We start from the raw sequence: 908 nt of genomic DNA, 5'->3' as shown, positions 1-908 counted from the left end.
GCCTTGAAGCCTGGATCGAAACGCTTGGCGGTGATGGCGGCGAGGTAGAGCATCCGGCGCGGCCGGGCGCGACCGCCGGAGATGAAGCGCAGGCCTTTCCACTGGCCGGAGTCGCGGTCGAAGGGGGCGACGCCGAGGAGGCTGGCGGCCTGGCCGCGCTTCATGCCGCCCAGTTCGGGCATGCGGATCACCAGGCTGGCGGCGACGATCGGGCCGATGCCTGGCAGGCTCGTCAGCAGGCGGAAGCGGGCCAGGAGGTCGGCCTCGGCCTTGATCCGACGCAGGATGTCGAGGCTGAGCCGGGCCTTCAGGCGCTCGAGGCTGCGGATCTGGGTCCGCAGCAGCGCGGCCAGGTCCTTGAGCGTGACGCTCTCCAGGAAGGTCTTCAGCCCGACGATCTGATCGGTGATCTGCTCGTAGGCCGTCAGCCGCTCGGCGAGCTCGAGCAGACGCGGGTCCTGGGCGGCCTTCACCGCCTCCACCTGCGCTGTGGCCGCCGCGATCAGCTGCGCGTCCAGCCGGTCGTTCTTGGCCCGCCAGCGCTTCATCTGCGCAAACCGGCGCACCTCCAGCGGCTGGTGCACCACCACCTCGAAGCCGGCCGCCTCCAGCGCCGCACGGACGCCCCGCTCGTAGCCGCCCGTGGCCTCCAGGCCGACTCGGCCGACCTCACGCGCCTTCAGCCACGCGACGAGCTCGCTGAACCCTGCCGAAACGTTGTCCACCCGCACCGCGTCCTCCAGGCCGTGCACGGCGATATCCAGCCCGCGCTTGCCGACGTCGATCCCTGCCACCTTCGTGCTAGACTGACGCTGTTCCACTCGACCCCTCCTTGTGGCTCCGGACCTCAAAGTCCCTGCAACCATCCGGGTCATGGAATGTCGGCGGCGGCCCAGCTCCCCTGCAGC

1 protein-coding gene is annotated in these 908 nt (G+C 70.4%); it reads right to left on the bottom strand.

All coding sequences use genetic code 11. From position 1 onward, the window contains the following. Nucleotides 1-794 (bottom strand): IS110 family RNA-guided transposase (locus tag AC2D8W_RS22715; protein WP_484673434.1); only part of this gene is annotated, 794 nt, incomplete at its 3' end. Nucleotides 795-908 lie beyond the last annotated feature (114 nt).

It is taken from the genome of Phenylobacterium sp. T106 (assembly GCF_057219735.1).
Note: the sequence above shows the minus strand (reverse complement) of the source record. Positions and strands in the feature narration are given on the sequence as shown.